15 protein-coding genes and 5 pseudogenes are annotated in these 17,994 nt (G+C 68.7%); 10 read left to right on the top strand and 10 right to left on the bottom strand.

Annotated features, from left to right (window positions below; all coding sequences use genetic code 11):
- Positions 1 to 1,188: 1,188 nt before the first annotated feature.
- A pseudogene (locus H9Y04_RS43655) lies at positions 1,189 to 1,897 on the top strand (transposase family protein).
- A 75-nt stretch (positions 1,898 to 1,972) separates the two neighbouring features.
- A complete protein-coding gene (locus tag H9Y04_RS48505) occupies positions 1,973 to 2,134 on the top strand; it encodes a helix-turn-helix domain-containing protein (RefSeq protein WP_368858447.1) in 162 nt (53 codons plus the stop codon).
- Between the two features lie 421 nt (positions 2,135 to 2,555).
- Here the strand turns inward: H9Y04_RS48505 and H9Y04_RS47240 are convergent, their stop codons facing one another.
- Positions 2,556 to 2,996: a hypothetical protein gene (locus H9Y04_RS47240; RefSeq protein ID WP_368858446.1), complete on the bottom strand. Its 441-nt coding sequence runs from the start codon at positions 2,994 to 2,996 to the stop codon at positions 2,556 to 2,558.
- Entirely contained in the window at positions 2,951 to 3,340 is a 390-nt protein-coding gene (locus H9Y04_RS47245; RefSeq protein ID WP_308802042.1) for a beta-ketoacyl synthase N-terminal-like domain-containing protein, read from the bottom strand. Before H9Y04_RS47245 ends, H9Y04_RS47240 begins: the two co-directional genes overlap by 46 nt.
- 210 nt (positions 3,341 to 3,550) lie before the next feature.
- On the opposite strand from H9Y04_RS47245, the gene H9Y04_RS48510 reads away from it, so the two are divergent.
- The 6 genes and pseudogenes from H9Y04_RS48510 to H9Y04_RS48725 form a co-directional block, all read left to right on the top strand.
- Entirely contained in the window at positions 3,551 to 3,994 is a 444-nt protein-coding gene (locus tag H9Y04_RS48510; protein WP_368858448.1) for a peptidoglycan-binding domain-containing protein, read from the top strand.
- Positions 3,936 to 4,298 (top strand): efflux RND transporter periplasmic adaptor subunit, encoded by a 363-nt coding sequence (locus H9Y04_RS43675; RefSeq protein WP_187819854.1) that lies wholly within the window; start codon positions 3,936 to 3,938, stop codon positions 4,296 to 4,298. Before H9Y04_RS48510 ends, H9Y04_RS43675 begins: the two co-directional genes overlap by 59 nt.
- Positions 4,295 to 5,002, top strand: a pseudogene (locus tag H9Y04_RS46325) (ABC transporter ATP-binding protein); the annotation flags it as partial. The gene H9Y04_RS43675 and the pseudogene H9Y04_RS46325, both read left to right, overlap by 4 nt.
- A 415-nt stretch (positions 5,003 to 5,417) precedes the next feature.
- Positions 5,418 to 5,762 (top strand): ABC transporter permease, encoded by a 345-nt coding sequence (locus tag H9Y04_RS47250; protein ID WP_236072180.1) that lies wholly within the window; start codon positions 5,418 to 5,420, stop codon positions 5,760 to 5,762.
- 158 nt (positions 5,763 to 5,920) lie between these two features.
- Positions 5,921 to 6,145, top strand: a pseudogene (locus H9Y04_RS47255) (ABC transporter permease); the annotation flags it as partial.
- 151 nt (positions 6,146 to 6,296) lie between these two features.
- Positions 6,297 to 6,468: pseudogene (locus H9Y04_RS48725) on the top strand (ATP-binding protein); the annotation flags it as partial.
- A gap of 36 nt (positions 6,469 to 6,504) precedes the next feature.
- Here the strand turns inward: H9Y04_RS48725 and H9Y04_RS43685 are convergent.
- From H9Y04_RS43685 to H9Y04_RS47260, 3 genes and pseudogenes are all read right to left on the bottom strand, one after another.
- Positions 6,505 to 6,588 (bottom strand): annotated as a pseudogene (locus H9Y04_RS43685) (IS5/IS1182 family transposase); the annotation flags it as partial.
- Positions 6,589 to 6,780: 192 nt separating this feature from the next.
- The gene (locus H9Y04_RS43690) at positions 6,781 to 7,218 is read right to left on the bottom strand and encodes a fumarylacetoacetate hydrolase family protein (RefSeq protein ID WP_308802043.1); all 438 of its coding nucleotides are present in this window, start codon (positions 7,216 to 7,218) and stop codon (positions 6,781 to 6,783) included.
- Positions 7,100 to 8,116, bottom strand: a complete 1,017-nt coding sequence (locus tag H9Y04_RS47260; protein ID WP_187819838.1) for an acyl-CoA dehydrogenase family protein — start codon at positions 8,114 to 8,116, stop codon at positions 7,100 to 7,102. The genes H9Y04_RS43690 and H9Y04_RS47260 overlap by 119 nt, the downstream gene beginning before the upstream one ends.
- 844 nt (positions 8,117 to 8,960) lie before the next feature.
- Here H9Y04_RS47260 and H9Y04_RS43700 point away from each other — a divergent pair.
- Both H9Y04_RS43700 and H9Y04_RS43705 read left to right on the top strand, forming a co-directional pair.
- A complete protein-coding gene (locus H9Y04_RS43700; protein ID WP_187819839.1) occupies positions 8,961 to 9,422 on the top strand; it encodes an acyl-CoA thioesterase family protein in 462 nt (153 codons plus the stop codon).
- 580 nt (positions 9,423 to 10,002) lie between these two features.
- On the top strand, positions 10,003 to 10,458 hold the full coding sequence (locus H9Y04_RS43705) for a GntR family transcriptional regulator (RefSeq protein ID WP_187819840.1): 456 nt from the start codon (positions 10,003 to 10,005) through the stop codon (positions 10,456 to 10,458).
- A 46-nt stretch (positions 10,459 to 10,504) separates the two neighbouring features.
- On the opposite strand, the gene H9Y04_RS43710 is transcribed toward H9Y04_RS43705, so the two are convergent.
- The 5 genes from H9Y04_RS43710 to H9Y04_RS43730 all read right to left on the bottom strand — a co-directional run bounded on the left by H9Y04_RS43710 (position 10,505) and on the right by H9Y04_RS43730 (position 17,978).
- Entirely contained in the window at positions 10,505 to 11,782 is a 1,278-nt protein-coding gene (locus H9Y04_RS43710) for an alpha-L-fucosidase (protein ID WP_187819841.1), read from the bottom strand.
- A complete protein-coding gene (locus H9Y04_RS47885) occupies positions 11,779 to 14,271 on the bottom strand; it encodes a galactose-binding domain-containing protein (RefSeq protein WP_187819842.1) in 2,493 nt (830 codons plus the stop codon). Before H9Y04_RS47885 ends, H9Y04_RS43710 begins: the two co-directional genes overlap by 4 nt.
- A gap of 30 nt (positions 14,272 to 14,301) precedes the next feature.
- Positions 14,302 to 16,305 carry a carbohydrate binding domain-containing protein gene (locus H9Y04_RS43720; RefSeq protein WP_187819843.1) on the bottom strand — a complete coding sequence of 668 codons (2,004 nt, stop codon included), beginning with the start codon at positions 16,303 to 16,305 and terminating at the stop codon, positions 14,302 to 14,304.
- A gap of 29 nt (positions 16,306 to 16,334) precedes the next feature.
- On the bottom strand, positions 16,335 to 16,871 hold the full coding sequence (locus H9Y04_RS43725) for a peroxiredoxin family protein (RefSeq protein WP_187819844.1): 537 nt from the start codon (positions 16,869 to 16,871) through the stop codon (positions 16,335 to 16,337).
- 87 nt (positions 16,872 to 16,958) lie between these two features.
- Positions 16,959 to 17,978, bottom strand: coding sequence for a hydroxyacid dehydrogenase (locus tag H9Y04_RS43730; protein WP_187819845.1), 1,020 nt, complete (start codon positions 17,976 to 17,978; stop codon positions 16,959 to 16,961).
- Between the last annotated feature and the right edge of the window lie 16 nt (positions 17,979 to 17,994).

The following is a 17,994-nucleotide window of genomic DNA, read 5'->3' on the forward strand; positions in this document are numbered from 1 at the left end:
GATCAGTCGGATACGCGCGCCGTTCCCCGGCCATCTCGGCCTCCATCAGCGCAGGGACTACCAACTCGCCTGACCTGCAGAGATGCCGGTGGGTCGGGTTGTGGCACAAAGTCGCCGACATCTTCACCTACCACCGGTCCGCTTGCTGCTTCCCGGTGATTGACCACCCGACGCCCCCCATGACTACCGGCTGTCAATTAGGCATTGCGAATGATTAATCCGTAGAGCTCGCAATACAATCACGCTAAGGCGTCCAGGATGCGATGTTCCGGTGGCGGGTGCGCTGCGGAATCCGGTAGCACTGAGTAACAAGTTGGTCGCGAAATCGAATTCCGCTACTATGACGTCAGCACCCAGGGGTTGAGCACTGCAAAAAGGCGTGCAGGCTGGTGCTGACACTTTCCTCCCTCGGGGTTCGAGGTGCGTCATGCCGTCCCTTCACCTTTCGCTGCCCTTGGTCCTAGGTGCTGGTGCATGGTTCCTGGGCCGTAAGGGAGATATGAAGCTCTCACACGCCGTTATCTGCGCGGGGTTCGGGTTTTACATAGCGGACACCGGGGTTGCTGCCCCGATCCGAAGCGCCGTGGCCATATTCGGCACTGCTATTGCCCACATTGCCGGCTGATGCTCCAATGGCGAAGGAGGCCGAATTAATGCGCAAGCACGATACTCCGCGGACTCAACGGAAAGAGGCTTCCCGCCTAATCCAGCCCGGCACGGAGACCTCCCCTCTGCCACAAGTAGAGCGATGTCTGGACGTATGGGCGCGATGCGCTCCGATTCGCCGGGCTGGGATCGACGACTCGGACCCGTCAGAGGAAAACATCTTGCGCAGCATTGACTGACACCACCGGCGTCGCGGCACGTACCCAGCCGAGCGACGACAGGATGGTGAAGAAGTGCGGGTCGGCGGGCCGGGCCAGCCAGCCAGCCGCGTACCCGGCGCGGCTTGCCCCCCGCTTCGTATGCTCACCCCACTGGACCAGCAGATGGCCACTCCGGAAGCAGTCGTGGCCTGGCTGGCATCACGGCATTCGCACCGCGACCTCCCCTTACCGAGTGCAGGCGCTCCGGATGGCCGCCGGAATCGCGAATAGTGAGGTCTTTCGAGGCCGCCCGCAACGCACGAGGCTCCCGTGCCGTTGAGGGAGGTGTTCGAAGTCTGAACTCACCGGCACAGGAGCCTCGTTGGTTCCCGGTCCTGCCGCACTCGTCCTGCCGCATGCGCTGGTTGAGTGGGTCACCATCCTCCTCGTCACCCGCGAGGGTGACCGCCGCTGCAAACTCCCGCCGCACCAGTGGGCCCTGGTCGGCCTGGTGTACCTGCGCGGCCACGACACCCTCGCCCAGCTCGCCGCCGCTCGAGACGGACCCGGACTTCGTCCTGCTGGACGGCACCCCGGCCGAGTGCGACCGCGTCGGCGACGGCCAGGAGGACTACTCCGCCAAACACCGCCGTCACGGCGTGAACGTGCAGGTCGTCACCGACCCGACCGGGCAACTGTGGTTGTCACCCGCCCTGCCCGGCCGCAGCCACGATCTGACCGCAGCCCGCACCCACCGCGTCATCCGAATCTGCGAACGTCAGGGCATCCCGGTCCTGGCCGACCTCGCCTATCAAGGCGCAGGGCTCTGGGCTACCACCGCGGTCAAACGCCGCCCCCTCCAAGACCTCACCCCCACGCAAAAGACCGTCAACCGCGCGCTCGGCCGGACCCGCGCCCTGGTCGAGCGCCGCGTTGCCCGACTGAAGACCTGACGGATCATCCGTCACGCCCGCCGCAGCCCGACTCGAATGACGCCAATCGCCAAAGCCGTACTCACCCTGGAGCGGCAACACCGAAAGAGCTCAGTGAAGAAGAGGTCGACAACACACTGGCGGTCATCCGCTCGCTGATCACCAGCGCCCGCAGCGCGCTCACATAGTCCTGCTCGCTGCTCGACCTGGCGGATAGTGGAGAACTCCTCGGTGGTGCGGTGGCGGGACTGGTACGCCGATGAAGGGCTGGCCGGGCTGGAAGACCGGCCCCGCTCGGGCGGACCGCCGGCCTACGGGCCGGAGGTTCGACTGCGGATCGTGGCGACGGCCACCAGTGCCCGCCACACCCCTACGACGGCTGGTCGCACCGGCTGATCGCCGCGCACCTGGCGGACACGGGCATCTCCGCCTCCCAGGCCGGGCGGATTCTCGGCGCGCTCCCGTACGGCTTCCAGTTCTGCTCTGAGTAGGGGGTCCAGTTGGTGGATACGGTGAACACCCTTAGCGCTTCGGGAGCTTGCTGCCGTCGTGCACCCAGGACTAGGCATACCGATGGAGCAAGCGGCCTCTCCTGTTGGGCCTGTGCAAGCGGCACGACTCTGACCTACTTCAACATAGCCAGGATTCAACAGGCCTCGCCTCAGCAAGTCTTCAGGTGCTCGGTGGCCGTCGCCCAGGGTCACAGGACAGCAGACCTTGACCGCCATCGGGCCGATCGCTGGAGGCCGCATGCAGGGCGCCGATATCCATCTGTTTCCCGGCCAGGGAGACTTTCCGCTGGGATCGTTCGCGAAGCTCACGCGGCCGCGGGGATCCCTGCGGGCGTCGGCCGCCGAGGTTCTCGAGCAGGTCGATCCGGTCGCACTCGGCCACGGGTTGTCGGCGCTATGTTGTGTCCGCCGAATCCCAGCGAGTGGCTCAGCGCCAGTTCGATCCGCTGGTCGCGGGCCTGTCGGCGACCACGTCGATGCCGTCCGTATCGGGTCCGGAGCGTGCGTAGTTGGCCGTGGGCGGGGCGACGCCGCGGGCGAGCGTCGGCGGTGAGCGCCGCTGCGACGGCGCCCATCGTGTGCCCCAGCGCGCCTTTGGCGGAGGTGACGGTGGGTCCGCCCGCCGCGTACACCTCCCTGATGACGGCGGCTTCCGCCCGGTCGTTGAGCCGGGTCCCGGTGCCGTGGGCGTTGACGTGGTCTACATCAGAGGGCGCCGCCCCCACCATGGCGAGCGCGGCGGACATCGCCCGTCGCAGACCGCGGCCCCCGGGGTCGGGTGCTGTGGCGTGGTGGCGTCGCCGGTCATGGCGTAGCCGGACAGCAGCGCTCGTGGTGCGACCCGGCGGGCGGCTGCGTCCGCCGCCCGCTCCAGCAGCAGGACGGCCGCTACCTCGGCGAGGACGAAGCCGTCCCGGTCCCGGTCGAAGGACCGGGCGGCGCTCGGCTCTGCTCGCCGTGACAGTGCGCCCATCTTCGCGAACGCGGACGCGGAGAGCCGGGTCACCATGGCGTCGGCGCCGGCGGGATCGGTGTCCTCGTACTGCGGGACGACGGCGATACGGAGACGGACAACAGCGCATCCGCGCACGCACTCGCGATGACCGCCGTCACCCGAGGCGATCTGGAGGCCACCAAGTCGGTACCGGGTGAACTGGGTTACGCCGAGGGCGCCACGGTGCAGGGTACGGCGCCCGGCACAGTAACCTGGCTTCCAGGAATCGGAGCGACGGTCAAGCGCGGCGAGGCACTCTACAAGGTGGACAACCGGCCGGTTGTCCTGTTGTACGGGAACGTGCCGATGTACCGGGATCTCACGAAGGGCCTCAAGGGTCCGGATGTCCGCCAGGTCAACGACAACCTCCGCACACTCGGTTACGGTGCTCCGGCCGGTGACACGTTCACCTCCGCCACGGCGGCGTCAGTGCGCGCCTGGCAGCGCGACCTCAGCGCCGAGGGTACCGGCCAACTGGCGAAGGGCGGCGTGGTGTTCACCCCCGGGAGCAGCGCGCGTAGCGGCGCACTCGGTCGCGGTCATCGATCCGGCCCAAGGCAAGATCCTCACCCGTACCGGCAGCAAGAAGTCCGTAACCGCCCAGCTCCCGGCCGGAAACCAGGCACTGGCGAAGAAGGGTGCGCAGGTCACCCTGCCCGACGGGCGCAATGTGACCGGGAGAATCACCGAGATGCGGACCGTCACGCCGGCCACCGACGGCGGGGCGCAGAGCGGCGGCCGGCAGGCTGAGGGACAGGACCAGGCACGTACGAAGACCGAGGTGCAGATCGCGATCGAGGACCAGAAGGCGCTCGCCGGTCTGGACACCGCCACCGTGGACGTGGAACTCGTCAGTGACCGGGCGAAGAACGCCCTTTCCGTGCCCGTCACGGCGCTGGTCGCGATGCCCGACGGCGGCTACGGCGTCGAAGTGATGGACCGTGGCCGCCCGGTGCGGCGGATCCCGGTGACACTGGGCCTGTTCGCGCAGGGCCGGGTCCAGGTCAGTGGCAAAGGCTTGACCGAGGGCATGAACGTGCGGGTGCCCCGATGACCGCAGTGACCGATGAGGTGGCCGACGTGCCGACAGCCGAAGTGGTCGTCCTCAACTCGGTGACCAAGGTCCACCCCGGCGGCGTGACCGCACTGGACGATGTCAGCGTGACCGTTCGCCGGGGTGAACTCGCCGCAATCGTCGGGCCTTCGGGGTCCGGTAAGTCGACCATGCTCAAGGTCATCGGCACTCTGGACCGGCCGACGAGCGGTCAGGTCCGCGTCGACGGGCACAAGGTGGCCGACCTCACCGACCGGCAGTTGTCCGCGATGCGTGCCCGCAGCATCGGCTTCGTCTTCCAGCACTTCCACCTCGCTCCCGGTGTCTCGGCGCTGGACAACGTCTCGTCCGGCCTGCTGTACAGCGGTGTCGGCCTGAGGATGCGCCGGGAACGGGCGGCGGCGGCACTGCGCCGGGTGGGACTCGGCCGGCGCCTTGAGCGCTGGCCGCACGAGCTGTCGGGCGGTGAGAGTCAGCGAGTGGCCATCGCCCGCGCCGTGATCGGTGATCCGGCGCTGCTGCTCGCGGACGAACCGACCGGCGCACTGGACTCCCGTTCCGGAAGGGTCGTGATGGAGCTGTTGCGCGAGTTGCACGCCGCGGGCACAACGGTGCTCGTCATCACCCATGACCGGGAGATCGCGGCCTCGCTGCCGCGGCAGGTGGCGATGCTCGACGGACGCGTCCACTCGGACAGAGAGGTCGGCGCTCGTAGCCGATCCCGGGACGTCACCAGAGGCGGCGGCATGCTGACCCCTGCGCGGATGCAGCCTTCCGACGTCGTACGCACTGGTGGTTTCGGGCTGCGCAGCCGCCCTGTCAGGGTGCTCCTCTCGGCGCTGGGCATCGCCGTCGGTATCGCAGCGATGGCGTCCGTCGTCGACATCTCCAGCTCCAGCCGGGCCTAACTCGACCGCACCATGGACCGGCTGGGCACCAATCTCCTCACCGTCGCACCGCGCCAGTCCATCGGCGGAGGCGAGGCGAAACTCCGTCGGCCGCCCCGGACATGATCAGCAGGATCGCTCACGTCGAGTCGGCCACCGCCATCGGAGAGGTGAGCGGGGCGCAGGTCAACCGCACCGCAGGATCCCTGCTGAGCAGTCCAGAGGCCTCGGCGTGGCCGCGGCCCGCGCCGACCTGCTCGACACCGTGGGTGCACAACTCGCCAAGGGCGGGTGGCTCAACCGGGCCACCGCCGCGTATCCGGTCACCGTGCTGGGGGCCAAGGCCGCCGAACTCCTCGGGATCACCGAGGCCGGCCCGGACATCCGGGTATGGCTGGGCGGGCGATGGTTCACCGTGGCCGGAATCCTGGAACCGGCCTCCCTCGCACCGGAACTGGACACAACGGCACTGGTGGGCTGGGACATGGCCAAGGAGAGCCTGACTTCGACGGCCACCCCACCACGATCTACACCCGCGCCGCTGAGGCCTCGCCCGACGCCGTACGGGGACTGCTGACCCGGAGCGCGAATCCCGAGGATCCCAGCGGAGTCGCGATCTCTCGCCCCTCTGACGCGCTGGTCGCGAAGCAGGCCGGCGAAAAGGCCTTCACCGGACTGCTCCTGGGACTTGGCGCGGTGGCGCTGCTCGTCGGCGGGATCGGCGTGGCCAACACCATGGTCATCTCCGTGCTCGAACGCCGAGGCGAGGTCGGACTGAGGCGTTCGCTGGGCGCCATCCGGTCCCAGATCTGCGGTCAGTTCCTCACCGAGTCCTTGCTGTTGTCCGCCCTTGGCGGTGCGGCAGGGGCGGCCATCGGCACCGTAGTCACCAGCGTGTACGCGCTGGTTCAGGGCTGGCCGACCGTCGTTCCGCTGTGGGCGGTGGGCGGAGGAATCGCCGCGACTCTGGCCATCGGTGGTGTGGCGGGCCTGTATCCGGCGCTGCGGGCGGCGCGGCTTGGCGCCCACCGCAGCGTTGGCGATGGTGTAGCCGGGCGCCCGCGGGCTTGTCCGCCCCCACTGGTTGTGTCGCCCGCACGTCTCACACCGGCCCCCCGTCCCGGCCTACGACGTGCCCACCCTCTTCGAACCCTTCCGCCGCGGTCGGCCTGGGTCTGTCCATCGTCCGTTCCATCGCAGCCGCCCACCACGCCGACGTACACGCCGAACCCGGCCCGAACGGCAAGGGCCTCAAGGTCACCGTCCGCTGGAGGACTCCGTGACGAGGAAGCCACCGTTCTGCCCGCGTTCCCGGAGTCGCCCTGGCGTTCGCAGATCCGGGTGATCCGGTGGGTTCCTGCCGCGGTGAGATCGTGGGCCCATCCGAGCAGCACCGGCGAGAGCCTGCAGCGGACCCACGATCTGATCGCAGTCGTGCGACGCTGTTTCATGGCCCGTAGACAATCGTGTGCCGGGCTCTCCCCGGCCACCATGGCGTCGCAGTGCCATTGCAGCACAGCGGGAATCCCCCCTACGGGTCGAGAATTCCGACAAGTCGTCCGAGCTCGGGATGCCGAGTCAGTGTGTCCCGGATGTCATCGGCCGACCGTGCTGCCGCACCCGGTTTTCTCCGCCCCGGGTGCGGGATGTGTTGGCACGGCGATGGTATTGCGGAGTTTACCCAGGCCTGTGATGGCGCATTCGATGACGTCACCTGGCTGCAGGAATCGCGGTGGGGTGAAGCCGACACCGGTGCCCGCGGGGGTGCCCGTGGCGATTATGTCGCCGCTGCGCAGCGTGATCCCGGACGAGATAATGCTGATCAGGTCGGGTACATCGAAGATCAGGTCCTCGATGGGGGCTTGTTGGCGTAGCTGCCCGTTGACGGTGCAGGAGACGATCAGCTTGCGGGGGTCACCGACTTCGTCGGCGCTGACCGCGTAGGGACCCATGGGTGCGAAAGTGTCGAGGGACTTGCCCAGTAGCCACTGCTGGTGTGCGCGTTGGAGGTTTCGGGCGGTGATGTCGTTGATGATCGTGTAGCCCCAGACGTATCGCCGCGACCTTGATGGCGATCTGGCCGACGCGCGCGGCCATCACGCTGCGTACCTCGGGCGGGCGCTGTTCGATGGTGGAGGCGACGAACGCGGACATCCAGGCGAGAACGGCGTCGGCCGAGCCGATCGCGCGGGTGAGGTAGCGGGTGACGTCGTGACCGCGCAGCGATGCGGTGACGTCGCCGTCGGGGCCCCCCAGGACATCAGTTTCGGGATCGAACTCGTAGTCGTTGACGTGGACCTCGGCCAGGGACACACCCAGCATGCCGGGCCGGGGCAGTTCGTCGCCGATCTTCACGCCGGCCCGGGAGGGGTCCACAATGACGCACTGGGCGCGAGGACCGCGGCGGGCGACGAAGAGAATCCGGTCGGCATGGCGGGCGTGTGTCACCCATCTCTTGGTGCCGTTGAGCAGGCCAATGCCGTCGGCCCGGAACTCGACCGTTGCGGCCAGGCTCTCGGGGGCGGTGCGGCCCTGCTCCGTGTAGCCGCGGGCACAGATCATCGCACCGCTGGCCATGGCGGGCAGCCAGGTCTCCTTTTGGGCCGGGGTTCCGTGGCGCTCCACATCCCGGCACAGTTTCAGGTGGGTGCCGACCATGCCGGCCAGCGGCTGCCAGGCCCGGGCCAGTTCGTACATGACCTCGAGGACTTCGTTGGGGGACATCCCGGATCCGCCGTTGACGGCTGGGGTGGTGGCGCCGAATATGCCCAGGCAGCGCATCTGGTCGACAAGGTCCTCGGGATACTCGGACTCGGAGTGAGTGGCGAGGTAAGCAGGTACCTCGATGCGGGCGAAGTCCCGTACGGCGGCGACGGTGCACGGGGCGGACGCCGCCGTGGCGTGCGGGGAATGAAGGTCAGAAGAGGACACCTATACTCCCAACTCATCATGTGAACAGCTGTTCGACCGGGGATGCCGATGCGGCCAGAGGGCGGCAGTGCGCCGCGACGAGTGGCGATGACTCCGTCGACAACGGGACTGGCCAGCCTTGGAGCGGCGCCGACCGGCCGAGCCGTGCGTTTTGCGCGGCGGGGACGGTCGATTAGCGGTGCCGTTGTCCTGGTCCATGGATCGACGCTAGACAGGCGGTCCCTGACCGCGCACCGCGCGGTCACTGCGCGTGAGTTCGAGTTGCATGCCGGCGAGAGTTACGGCGCGCCGCGGTGTCGGCGCATTGAACTTGATCTTGCTGTCGTAGACGTCAGTGGAACCCTCGCGAGGGGACGCCTCTGACCAGCGGCGATGAGGAATCGCCGCTGCGGCACTAGGCCGGGCAGACCGCGCGCGGGTGAGCGGGTTGAGCGGGTTGAGCGGGTTGAGCGAAGCCCTGCAGACCCAGGCCCAGGCCGGGTGCCTCGGAGTTCACGGAGATGGCGTGCAGGCGCCGGGCGAAGAAGTAGTCGGCAAAGACCCAGAGGACGCCCAGCCCGCCGGTGAGTCGTCGCGCCAGGGTGGCACGGCCCGCGCAAGGTTCTTCGCGGGCGAGGAGCGTGAAGTGATGACCGTGGTCGCGGAGTTCCGCGGGGAGCCGGGTGCCGGGACGCCGTGCTGCGCCGGCGACGGCTATCGTCTGCTTCCTGTCGACGACGTCAGAGCGGGTCTTCAGCCTCGAAGGTCAGCAGCCGCGCGGCAACAACCGCGGTGACCTACTGTGGCACCACCCTGCGATTCGTCCGATATGCAATATATGCAGCTTTCGGAGAAGGGATCCCAAGTGACCCCCGAGACCTACATCCACCGCTGTGCCACCCGCTCATCCGACCATGGTACGGACGGCCGCATCACCGACTGCGTCCAGCTCGCCTACGCCCGCGAAGCGATGTTCGCGGTGCTCTGTCCCGCGGAGCGCGCCACCACGCTCTTTCCTCATGGCCTGATCGTACTCCGCCACGAGATCAACTATCACACCTCGATGCACCACCGCAGTACACCAATCCCTTTAGAAACCTGGGTGGTTCGTATCGGGCAACGCGCGTTCACCGTTCAGATCACGGCACGCGTGCAGGGCAGACCACTGTTCAGCGCCAGAACAACTGTGGCTCCAAGCGACGAACACAAGCGGCCACGCGACCTCACCCGGGAAGAGGACGCCCACCTGAAGACCTTCACAGTTCCCCGACTGCGGCGGTCCCCCCGGACCACGACGTCCGCCGCGATCCCCACGTTCGAAGATTGACCCATTCCTCAGCAGCAGCGCTCCGCTTCATGGGTTCACATCCGCGATCGCGCCCTGGAAGGCCACGAATGCGCCAGCCGCGGCGGGCACTGCCCCGAATCCCAGCACCACAGACCCGACGGCAACCACCGCCGCCGACCTCGCCCAACCGAACCGCATTGCGCCTCCGCCCTTCAGTAGCGCAAACCACTAAGACTGGATACATATAGCCCAATAAGCGGCAAATCCAGCGAACATCCCATTACGGCAGCTCCATATGATGGAACCCCGTCACGAAATCGCGCGCGGCAGCTCCCCGAGGCCGGCCCTTCGGAGTGGGCAGCCTGACGGCGGGTCGACATCTGCTCGAGGAAAGCCGCCGGCGGCCACCGGGTGAGACGACACGCTGCACCCCGCGGAACACCAATCTCCAGCCACTCGGCGCCGCAGACTAGATGCTCCGCCCTACCCGCGCATCAAGGCTGAACAACCAGACGATCATGAGCCAGCCGAATATCAACACCACCGTGCACCAGCCGGAGCCAGACCTGGCACAGGGGCGGGACTTGCCGATCCTGTCTCCCCTGCCCGCCTTCTGGCAATGCCCAGAGAGCAGGCACCCCGCGACCAGGCACTCGCCGAGGACCTGCTGGAACGCCTCCCCTGCACCCTGCCGCCGCGCGCCGTGCCCGCCGCCGAACAGATCGCCCGGCGGTACCAAATCCCCTACCCCACCGCACAGTTCGTGCGTCGAGCTGTTGTCACCCGGCTGCGTCCGCCCGCCGACCACCCCTTCGGCGGTACGGTCACGCCGTTGCGCCTCGCATGGCTGCGCGTCGCCGACGACCTGCGCCACCAGATCCGGACCGGCCGCCTCACGGGCCGACTCCTGGTCCGGCCTGAACTCGCGGCCCGCTACAAGGTCTGCGTGGACACTGCCGGCACGGCCATACGCGCACTGACCGAAATGGGCCTCCTGGCGCCGGCCAGCCCCCACGGCACCTACGTACTGCCTCAGTCCGCCCGCGCTCCACAGCAGCGGGGTGCTCCCGGGTGAATCAGCAGGACCCCACTACGGAAGCCCAGACATACAGTACGAGCGTTCAGCCCTGCCCGACGCCGCGGTAGAGGTCCAGTTCGCCCTCGAGCTCGACGGCGATGACCGTGGCGTACTCGTCCTGGTCTGCGGCGGTCGGCGCATCGATGTGCAGGACTCCGGGCACGCCGTGGGAGGGGAAGCCTCCGATGACGCGGTGGCCCAGTTCGGTTCCGGTGCCGAGCACTGAGATCTTCTTCACCGCACTGCGCAGTCCGCGTACGGCGACAAACTCCCGGGGCGCGTCAAGGCACATCAGATACAGGGTGCGGCAGTCGGCGGACAGAGTGCTGGGACCGTAGTGGTGTCCCAGCGGGAGTCCGGCCGCGCTGCCGTAGACAGCGTCCGTGTGGCGGGCGATCCATTCCCCCAGGCCCAGCAATCGGTCGGCCTGCGGTTGCGGAATGGTGCCGTCTTCCCGCGGGCCGATGTCGAGCAGCAGATTGCCGCCCATGCCGATGGTCTCCGTGAAGTAACGCACCAGTTGCCGTACGGACTTGGGGTGGATGTCGCCGGGACGGTATCCCCAGGCGTCTCCGACGGTCAGGCACAACTCCCACGGCCCGACTGGCGGTTCGACCGGGACGCCCTGCTCGGGCGTGGAGTAGTCGCCGTATCCGTGCATGCGCGCGTTGAGTACGGTCTCCGGGCACTGCGCGAGGATCTCCTCGCGCAGCTCCTTCATCCGCCACTGGCGCTCGGAGCGCTCCCACTGGCCGTCGAACCAGAGCAGGTCGGGACGGAACCCGGTGAGCAATTCGCCGATCTGGGCGCGGTGGAAGGTGAGGAACCGCTCCCAGGCCGCAGGGTCCTCGGCACCTTCGGCGGGCATGCTGAAGGGGTTGTCCGTCATCCACTCGCGGGTCGGGTCATGGTGGCGCAGGCTCGCGTAGTCGGGGTGCGACCAGTCGACGTGGGAGTAGTAGAGCCCGACCTTGAGGCCCTTCTTGCGCAGCGCCGTGGTGTACTCCGCGACCAGGTCGCGGGCGGCCGGGGTCGACTTGACCGTGGACAGGTCGTTCGCCGCCGTGTCCCACAGGGAGACGCCGTCGTGGTGCTTGGCGGTGAGCACCACGTATTTGGCGCCGGAGCGGGCGATCAGGTCGGCCCAGGCGTCGGCCTCGAACTTCGCGGCGGTGAAGCCGTGGCGCTGTGCCATGTACTGGTCGTAGGGAACGTCCCCGTCGTAGAACGCCCACGATTCCGCGGTGCCATCGACAGCATAGATGCCCCAGTGGATGAAGATGCCGAGCTTGGCGTCGGTGAACCACGGCTGCATGGTCATGTGGTCGAACCCTGTTCTGTGTGCGTACGGGCGGTTGGAGGCGGGAGGACCTGGACTTCACCCAGGGCAAGAATCCGGGGGTCTGGTCCGGCCAGCTGGATGCGTACGTGGCGGCCGCGGCGGCCCACCGGGATGGTGGTGGTGCGGGCGGCCGGGCCCGTCGCGTGGTGGCGCCAGATCGTGGGAGTGGCGAGCAGTTCAGCGAGGCAGGCCCTGCCGAAAGGGGCCTCGGAGACCAGCACGTAGAAGTCGCGCAGCCGGTCGGTGGCGGCGTCGGTGCGGTTCCATAGGACGACCTCCGCGATCTCTGCGCTCGTGCCGAGGTCGGTCTGCCACCAGGGCTGGACCTCCTCCAGGGTGTGGCTGACCGAGCCGTGGCCCCAGCGGCCGTCGAGGTTGCCGTTGGTGGCGCGGGTCGCCTCGCCCAAGGTGCTCGACTGCTCGGCGTGACGGCCGAGGGCCAAGTCGGTGGGCACGAGGGAGACAGCGGCGGTGCGGAAGACCTGAGGGTCGGTCGGAGCAGTCGCGGTCAGAACGTAGTCACCCGGGGGCGTGCCGCACGGCGCCGTGACCGCCCAGCCGATAGTGGCCCGCTCCCCCTCAGACAACCGGTTAGGACTGGCCCCGGGCAGCTCGACGGCTGCCCAGCCTGCAGGCACGGCAAGACGGATGCACGGATGATGCAGGACCTCGCGGTCCCACCAGCCGAGCGTGGCGGTGATGGTGCGGGTGGCACCCGGCTGGAACGGAAGCGGCGGTACGGACAGTTCCAGGACGGGCAGCCGGCCCGGTGCAGCCCCGGCTCCGGGCGTACAGCCGACAAGGTCGTCGGTGTCATACGAACGCCCGGCGAGGGTGAGACGGGTGCCGTCTGCCTGTGCGGTCGGAGGCGTTCCCCGGCCCAGGGCCAGCACCAGCCGGAAGTCGGCACTGCGGCCGGTCCGGGCGATCCTGAACGCGCCGTCGGCCACACAGAGCCGCGCCGCGCCCGGCTCGAGCAGCCAGCCCTTGAGCCAGGCGTCGTCACGGCGGAAGAGGAAGGTAAGAGCGCCCGATCCGCTGTCTCCGCAGGTGATGTCGACACCTGGTTCCGGGGAGAGCTGCCAATCGATGCGGTGCGCCACCGCGTCGGCGAAGCGGTCGTGCAGCGCCAGGACGGTGTCCACCGAGCCGAAACCCTGCATATCCACCACCAGTTCGCGGCGGGCTTCGGCGATCCCGTAGTTCCGCCCGCCGTCGAGTGCGACGTACCCGCCCCCCTGCCCGCGGTAGCGGCGGGCGGCCGTCGTCCGGCCCTGCCCGTCCGCACCCGAGGGCAGCTGCGGGACGCCGTCGATGAGCGGCTTGGAGAACAGCTCAATACGGTCCCACTCCTTGGCCGGCATGCGCGCCCAGGTGGTGCCCTGGCCGATCATGGAGAGGGCGAAGGTCTCCCGTTGCTGCCAGCCGAAGTGGCTGCCGTTCCTGTTGGTGACACCGATGAGGGTGTCGTCCTCGTTGCGGTAGCGGTTGCGGAAGGCGTACGCGCCCTCGCGGTCGTCGAACAGCGCGGTGGGCCGGGCGGGTTGGTGCGGTGCGGTGTCCGGCCAGCGCAGCAGCGTCCACAGCGGATCCGTGGAGCCGGGGGCGAAGGGCTCGGGCGTCTGCTCGAAGAGCCGGCGGTACGCGGCCTGAGTCCAGCGCGTACCGGTGCCGAGGAAGGCCGGCGAGGGCCGGCCGGTTCGCTCGCCGACACCGAACTGGACGCGGTCGCCGGCCGGCCGCAGCGATTGCGTCTGCAGGATCAACTCGGCGAACCGGGGCCGTTGCCAGGCGGCGGTGAGGTCCTTGATGCCGCAGGCCTCCGCCGCCCAGACGGCCGGGGCGCCGCCGGTGTCCAGGCCGTAGCGCAGATAGTCGTAGCCCTCCTGGTTCCAGCCGGAGTCCCCGTAGCCGTCCTCGAAGTGGCGGCGCAGTTCATCCACCAGGTGCGCGATCCGGGCTTCTTGGCCGGGCAGGTCCCCTTCGCCGCGGGTGGCGAGCTGCATGATCAGCTCGCCGCCGCGGACCACGGCCACCCAGTTGCTGGCCTTGTCGTCGTCCTGGTCGAGGTTGGGCCAGTGGTAGGCGGCGAAGAACGCCGCGGCTCGCTTGAACACCCTGAGGGCGTAGGTGCGTTGCGGCCCGGTCCATGCCGAATACGCGAAGTCGTAGGCCAGCGCGAGGTGCCCGGTGATGTCTCCGGCCAGCAGCCCCTCGGAAGTGGTGGCCAGGATGTCGGCCGCGCGCTCGAACCAGGCGAAGGCCAGCCGGGCCTGCTCCGGTTCGCCTGTCACCCGGTGGGCGAACGCCGCGTTGAGGGCGAGGGTCTGTGGGGTGCCGATGGCGTGCGCCTGGTCGTCGAGCAGGGTGTGCCAGGCCAGCTGCGGCAGCCCGGGCCACGCGATCAGGTCGCGGATCCGGTCAAGACGGTCCGGGTCCGGGCCGAAACGGGGGTGAGGGGCTGCCACAGCCGGCTCCGATCTCATGGTGGGGAGCAGTTACTTCCGTACGACCTGGAGGTCGTCGCAGTACGCCGATCCGCCGCCGATGTTGTGGTAGCAGAAGACGGTGGCCGTGGTGGTGGACGGGCCGGTGGTGAAGGACAGCCCCTTCTGCACCCAGGTCGTCGAGGTGGTCGGGGCGACCAGCTGCGAACCGCCGTGGTTCTTCACCCCGAGCTCGACGGTGTCGGTGGCGGCGCCCGTCTTCATCCACCCGGTGAAGATGTAGGTGGTGTTGGGCAAGACGGCGATGGTCTGCTCACCGGTCGACGGGGCGGCCCCCAGCTTCAGCGAACGGCCGCCGTTGTGCGAGGCCGCGGTGGTGACGGCGGCGTTGGGCGAGAGCGTCCACGGGGCCGAGGCGCCGGAGTCGAAGGTGCCGTTGGCGAGCAGTGGGCTGCAGGACGAGTCCGTGAAGGAGGAGCTCTGGAAGGCGCCTCGGTCGGGGCGGCAGACGGCCGGGACCGGATTTCCGTTGTAGTCCTTGCCGCCGTTGTTCGTGATCACGAGGCCGGAGCCGCGGGCCGGGGAGCTCGCCTGCAGCCCGTAACCGCCAGGTCCGCCGCCGGGGTTGGTGAACAGCGGGTCCGCCGTGGACTTGCCCGGGTCGGTCGGTTCGTTGGCCGGGTGGTGGCCGTAGAAGGTGTTGTTGGACCAGTCGTAGTTGGCGGCCTTGGCCGCGTTCTCGTAGCTGTAGCCGCCGGTACCGAGGTTGTAGAAGATGTTGCTGTCGAGGGCGACCTTGGTGGTCTTTCCGGCACCATCCTCGATGATCTTGGTGGTGGAACCGGCCGGCAGGTACACGGTGTTGTTGTAGACCTGGCTGCTGGTCTGGCCGACCGCGTACAGGAAGCGGGACTTGTCGTTCTGGCTGAGGTTGTAGCGGACCACGCTGCCGCCGCCGGTGGCGTTCGCGCACTGTCCGCAGAACAGCATGAAGCCGCCCTCGTTGTCGTGGCTGTAGTTGTACTGGAAGACCGAGGAGTCGGCGGCGATGTCCGCGTCGAAGGCCATGCCGTCGTCGGTGCCCGGCTGCCGCTTGACCCGGTAGACCTCGTTGTTCTGGATGACGTCGCCGTCACCAGCCACGGTCCACAGACCCGCGTTGTTCTCCATGGACCGCTGGGCCGCGTCGTAGACGGTGTTGTGTTCGGCGAGGCCCCTGTCGAGGTTGCGCATGATCAGGCCGTCGCCGCCGGTGTCGCTGATCGTGTTGTTGCGGAAGACGATGCCCGTCCACGGCACGAAGGCGTTGGCGGTCCCCGCGCCGCTGCACACCCCGGTCCAGCCGGGGTTGCAGTTCCAGGTGGTGCTGTTGGATATGCCGGTGCGGTCGACGTGGCGGACGGTGTTGCCGTCCAGGATCGCGTCGTGGAACTTGGTCTGAGTGGTGGTGCCGTACACGTCCAGGCTGATGCCGACGCTGGCCTTGGTCAGGTCGCCGGAGACGTCATGGACGTTCAGGTTCTTGATGCGGTAGTAGTCGCCGGTCCCGAAGTCGTTGAGCACGATGCGTACGCCGGTCCGTACGGCCGTGGTCGACGCGGTGTTGCTGACGTCGAGGTTGCGCAGCTCCCAGTACTCCTGGTTGTAGAGGTAGACAGCGTCCGGCACCCCGTTTCCGGATATCTTCGGCTGGGCGCCGGTGCCGTAGGCGTCCACGATGATCGGGGAGCCGGCCGCGCCCGAGCCCTTGGGGTAGAGCTGGCCGGTGCAGGTGGCGCCGCGCTTGAACAGGATCTGGTCGCCCGGGCCGAAGGTGCGGGCGTTGACGGTGGCCAGGGTGTTCCACGGGCTTGCCTGGGTTCCGGAGCCGTCTGTGGCGGCCGAACAGTCCACGTAGTACGCGGTGTTGGCGGCCTGGGCAGCGCCCGCGGTGGCGACGAGCGCGCCGGCGGTCAGTGCGGCTGCGGTGGCGGCGCGCAGGACGCCACGTATGAAAGCTGCCGCGGTACGGGGTGGCGCTTTTCGAGCGGTCGATCCGACGGTCGTTCTGAGCACGAGCTCCTCCTTGAGCTGGTTAATCCCGATCACTTGACGGCGTGCTGTACTGCCGGACCGACGGCCTGAGCGCTGAGCGTGCCCGCCCAGCGCTGGTCGACGATGCCGTCCGGCCCGATCAGATACGTGACGGGTGTGGCGCTCACACCGAAGGAGGCGGCGGTCTTGCCGCCCGCTTCGGGGCCGAGCAGCTGTACGCCGTCGAGATGCCAGTCGTAGGCGAGGTTGACCAGCTCGTCGCGGTCGGCTTCCGTGCCCGCCGCATCCACGATCACCACCCGCAAGCCCCGCGCCGCATACTGCGTGGCCATGCTCTGCGCGACGACAGCCGAGGAGCGTGCCGCGGCCTGCTGCGCGCTGGTGGCCCCAGTGGTCGGGCGCAGGAAAGCGACAAGCACCGGCCCTCGTCCGTCCGACTCCACCGCAGCGCCCAGCACATCGTCGGCCTGGACCTCCGGCGCCTTCGCTCCCACGGCGAGCTGGGACCTGCGCTCCGGCTGCTCTTCCCCGCCGGAGCAGCCGGAGCCGAAGAGGGAGACAGCGGCCAGAAGGCAGACGGCTCTCATGCGCGGGGGCCGCTTCGCGGGCTTCATGGGGATACGCAGGGTCGAAGCCACAGGCGTCACGGATATGCGCAGGGTTGGCTTCACGGGTCAGGCGATCTGGGCCAGTTGCTGGGGCAGGACCGGGTTGACGAAGGGCTGGCCGGCGGCGTACCGGGCCAGCTCGTCCACCGCGTGGTCACCGATCCGGCGCAGCTCGCCGCCCAGCGAGCCCGCGATATGCGGGGTCAGGAGCAGGTTCGGCAGCTCGTAGAGCAGGGAGCCCGCGGGCGGGGTCTCAGGGTCCGTCACATCCACGACGGCCCAGATCCGGCCCGAGCGCAGTTCGTCGACCAGCGCGCCTTCGTCGACCAGGGCGCCGCGTGCCGTGTTGATCAGCGTGGCACCGTCCTTCATCAGGGCGAGCCGGCGGCGGTCCATGAGATGCCAGGTCTCCGCGGTGGCCGGGGCGTGCAGGGAGACGACGTCGCAGCCGGCGACGAGGTCATCCAGGGGGGCGAGGGTGATTCCCTCCCGCTCGGCCTCGGCCGGGTCGAGGTAGGGGTCGTGGACCAGCACGTCCACGTCCAGGCCCGCGAGCATCTCCACCACACGCCTGCCGACCTGCGAGTAGCCGATGATGCCGATGGTCCTGCGGTAGTTGCCCATCTCGGGGTGCAGGGTGCACCAGTCCATCCAGTCGTGCGGGCGCTGGGTGCTGCGGTAGCGGTCCTGGATGGGCAGCACCCGCTTGTTGGCCAGGATGATCGTGGCGAGCGTGTACTCGGCCACGGGCACGGCGTTGGCGCCGGCTGCCGAGGTGACCTGGATCCCCCGGTCCCAACAGGCCTGGGTGATGTGGTGCTTGACCGACCCGGCAGCGTGGACGACCGCCCGCAGCCGCGGCGCGGCGGCCAGCACCGTGGCGTCCAGGGGCGGGCAGTCCCAGCCGGAGATCAGCACTTCGGTACGGGCCAGGGCCTCGCGGGCGGGCCCGGTGGTGAAGTCGTTCACGACCAGCGCGGTGTCGATGCCGGCCAGTGCGGTCAACCGGTCGAGGGCCGCCAGGTCGAACAGTTTGGACTCAAGGCCGGGGCGCATGGCGAACAGGGCATGGGGACGGTGGTTCATGGCGTGCTCTTCCCTG

It is taken from the genome of Streptomyces polyasparticus (assembly GCF_014493765.1).
Lineage (GTDB): Bacteria > Actinomycetota > Actinomycetes > Streptomycetales > Streptomycetaceae > Streptomyces > Streptomyces polyasparticus.

Coding starts and splice junctions, on each gene's coding strand:
- H9Y04_RS47240 (WP_368858446.1), bottom strand. CDS start 2,996: ATGTCCGCCGCGCTCGCCATGGTGGGGGCGGCGCCCTCTGATGTAGAC.
- H9Y04_RS48510 (WP_368858448.1), top strand. CDS start 3,551: ATGTACCGGGATCTCACGAAGGGCCTCAAGGGTCCGGATGTCCGCCAG.
- H9Y04_RS43675 (WP_187819854.1), top strand. CDS start 3,936: ATGCGGACCGTCACGCCGGCCACCGACGGCGGGGCGCAGAGCGGCGGC.
- H9Y04_RS43705 (WP_187819840.1), top strand. CDS start 10,003: ATGCCCAGAGAGCAGGCACCCCGCGACCAGGCACTCGCCGAGGACCTG.
- H9Y04_RS43710 (WP_187819841.1), bottom strand. CDS start 11,782: ATGACCATGCAGCCGTGGTTCACCGACGCCAAGCTCGGCATCTTCATC.
- H9Y04_RS43725 (WP_187819844.1), bottom strand. CDS start 16,871: ATGAGAGCCGTCTGCCTTCTGGCCGCTGTCTCCCTCTTCGGCTCCGGC.
- H9Y04_RS43730 (WP_187819845.1), bottom strand. CDS start 17,978: ATGAACCACCGTCCCCATGCCCTGTTCGCCATGCGCCCCGGCCTTGAG.